Origin of the sequence: Tabrizicola sp. (assembly GCF_031377265.1) — a bacterium.
Classification (GTDB): Bacteria; Pseudomonadota; Alphaproteobacteria; order Rhodobacterales; family Rhodobacteraceae; genus JAUYQR01.
This window is the reverse complement of sequence record NZ_JANMET010000281.1, coordinates 1-3,093: the sequence shown is the minus strand read 5'-3', so window position 1 is coordinate 3,093 and position 3,093 is coordinate 1. Positions and strand designations below refer to the sequence as shown.

Annotated in this window: 2 protein-coding genes and 1 pseudogene; all 3 read right to left on the bottom strand. The window is 63.1% G+C overall.

Annotated elements, in window-relative coordinates; translation table 11 throughout:
- A partial coding sequence (locus RMO18_RS15810) for an AAA family ATPase (RefSeq protein ID WP_309667200.1) occupies positions 1-1,259 on the bottom strand: 1,259 nt, incomplete at its 3' end.
- An 88-nt stretch (positions 1,260-1,347) separates the two neighbouring features.
- On the bottom strand, positions 1,348-2,472 hold the full coding sequence (locus RMO18_RS15805; protein ID WP_309667198.1) for a hypothetical protein: 1,125 nt from the start codon (positions 2,470-2,472) through the stop codon (positions 1,348-1,350).
- Positions 2,473-3,093: pseudogene (locus RMO18_RS15800) on the bottom strand (hypothetical protein); the annotation flags it as partial.

Genomic DNA, 3,093 nt, shown 5'->3' with positions numbered 1-3,093 from the left:
GTACAATTCCCCCGCACCACCGTATTGGCCCCGGCAAAAGCCCCCATGAACACCGCCGTCACCTCCTGCTGACCGGCCGAGGACTGCCGGTCCCCCCGCTTGCCCGCCACCTGGTCAATATCGTCGATGGTCCCGAACGCGATGACGGTCGGATCAATCACCGCATCAATGAACGCCTTCGCGTTCTGCCCCGACTTGCCCTGATAGCTGTCGATCTGATCAATCGAAAAGTTCTGATAGCGGAACGGATACCCCGCCACCTTGCAATACCCGTCGAGCAATCCCGCCATCATCTGGATCAGCGTGGTTTTCCCCGTTCCCGGCTTGCCATCCCCCATGAAGGTAAAGATGAAGCCCCCCAGTTCCGCAAACGGGTTCAGCCGCCGCTCGAAATCATAGGCCATCAGCATCTTCGACAAGCGAAGGCTTTGATACTTCGCGATGTGGTTGCCCACCACCTCGGTCGGCTTCTTGAACTGCATGCTCAGGACGCCACCCTTGGCCGCCCGCGCCGGTTTGAAGCCGGAAATGGTCAGCCCATCCGCCTCCACCTTCCAACTGCTGCTGGTAAACGCCCCCATCCGCGCCGCCCCCTCGGCCCGGAGCGCCACCTTCTTCATCAACGCTTCGCAAAAGGCCGCGACCGTCGCCACCAACCGCACCTCGTCGCTGGCAAAACCGCCGATATCCTGATCCAGCTCCCACAGCGCGCCCTGTAAGGCGAGCGGCGCGTTGTCGGTCAAAATCTCCTCGACCTCACCAATCTCGACCGTCGTCGACCCCAGATGCGGCGCCAATAAAAACGCAGTCGCGTTGGCAAAGGTAAAGAGGACCGCCAACGCCTCCGCCTGCAACGATTCAATAAACTCCGCCCGCTTGCCGTCCGGCAGCCGCGCCTCAAGGTTGGCCTTCTTCAACTCCGCCAGCCCCGATTGCGCCGCCAAAGTTTCCCCCATCGCGAGCGCAATCGCCACGCCGCGACGCACCGCATTCAGCACCGCCGCCTGCACCGGCGACATCAGCCCATCGCCCAACCCCTCGACCCGCTCGGCAATCCGCACCCCGCCCGGCCGCGCCGTCGATCGCGTCACCATCCCCGGCACGGTGGACCGAAACCGCGGCCGCGTCCCGATCCCCGGACTGCGCTCCACCGCCACAGCCTCCACCGCCTTGGCCAGACGCGGCGCGTGATCAAACCCAAGAACCATCCCCAACGCCGCCTCATACTGCGCGCGGATCGTCTCTTCCTTCAGTTCCATCGTGTCCCGCGTGCTCACCGGCAAACCCTTTCATCTGTCCATAAGTATCCCGGGGGTCCGGGGGCTGGCTCCCGGCTCCGGTCCAAGCTCACCGCGTCGGAATGATCCGCCCGCCCGCCCCTACCACAAACTTGCGCAGGTCGCGGAACCCCGCCGGGTTCTGTTCCACCATCACCTGATAGGGCCGCTCCGGCACGATGATCATCCGCTCGGTCCGCGTCGTTCCGCTGTCCGCCCCGGTCAAACCATCAAGCTTGTAGATCTGCCGCTTGGCGGATGAGAACCAGCCGTTGTCCACATCCTCTTCCCGCTCCGACACCAGATCTTCGACCGTCCAGACCAGCGCCCAATCCTCTTCATCCGGCGCCTTGGCATCCTCCAACACCTTGGAAATCGGCCCCGATTGCAGCGTGAACCCCGCCGAATACATCGGCCCCAGGATGATCCGCCGCAGCCGCTTGGGGTGCAAGTCGCTGAAGTCCTTGTCAAACCCGGTGGCGATGGTCAGCAATTTCAACCCGCCGATAGATTGCGCGATCAGCGCCGCCTGCGCCTGCGGCCATCGGCCTTCATCATTTGGCAACGGCTTGCGCCCCGAATCCTGAAGATCCATCAGATAGACGACAGGCAGGTTGATCTGGGTATCCCAGACCGCCCAATGCACCAGATAGTGCCGCCGTTCGCCCTCGGTGGCGATCCACTGCACGTCCGGATCGTTGCGCGCCCAGAAGATGCCGCCCGCCGTCAGCGCCTCATAGTAGTACCTCTGGCTCAGCGCAAATTGCAGCGCCGTCGGGATCTCCAGATCACCGACAATCGTCCGCACCATCCGGTCCTTCAGCTCCACCTCCGACGGCATGCCACCCAGATGCCGCGCCGCCTGCTGGGCATCGACCGCCATGGTCATCAGTTCCTGGGCCACCGGAAAGCCGCTCTCATGCCGGTCGATTGTCAGCCGTGCCGCGCCCTCGCCGCGCCCGGTCATCAGGTACTTGTGGCTCAGCGCCTGAAATGTCGTCGCCACCGCAGTCAGGTAATGCCCCAACAACCGCGTCTCCGTCCGGTTCAGCCGCCCCTCCGCCTCGAACTCCGCCGCGACCCTACCGAGATGGCCCGAGATGCGGCTGAACTTGGCAAAGTACCGCCGCGCGACAAGGGTGTCGTAAAGCTCGGCGTGATCGGACGTCAGCTGGTCCTTGACCTCGCTTGCCACTTATTCCCCATACGCGTTCTTGTCATGCTTCTCGACAATCGCCGCGAACCGCCGCGCAAACCGTTCGTCCGCCTTCGCCTTCTGCTCCAGTATCTCGCGGGCGAACACCATGTGCCCTTCGTGCGCCTCCAGCATGTCGGCCATCTTGTCGTTGGTCGCAGCCCCAATCGCAGCCATCGCGGCCTGGGCTTCCTGGTCGGTCTTGACGCCAATCTCGTTGATCCTATGCGCCACGTCCTGCTGCTGGGCGGTTTTCAAGCTGGAGGTCAGCGCATCATACAACACCACCCGCTGCTTGGTATCCGTCTGCAGCTTGTTGATCAGCACCAGCTGCGTCGCGGCCTGATTCTGCAACGAATCCACCCAGGTCTTACCCTTCTCAATATAGCGCTCCAACGTCTGTGATTTCGCCAGCTTTACCTGTTCGTCCTGCACCAAAGCGTTGTACTTGGCGTTCAGGTTGGCCAGTTCCGTCTCCAGCTTGGTCCGTGCCGCCGCGTCCTGCTCGACGCTGATCTTGTTCTCCAGCTCGATGATCTTGGGGTCCATCCCCGCCACTTCGGCGCGCACCGCCTCCAGCGCGCCCACGGTTTCTTCGCGCTCGGTCAGCGTCGACGAAAG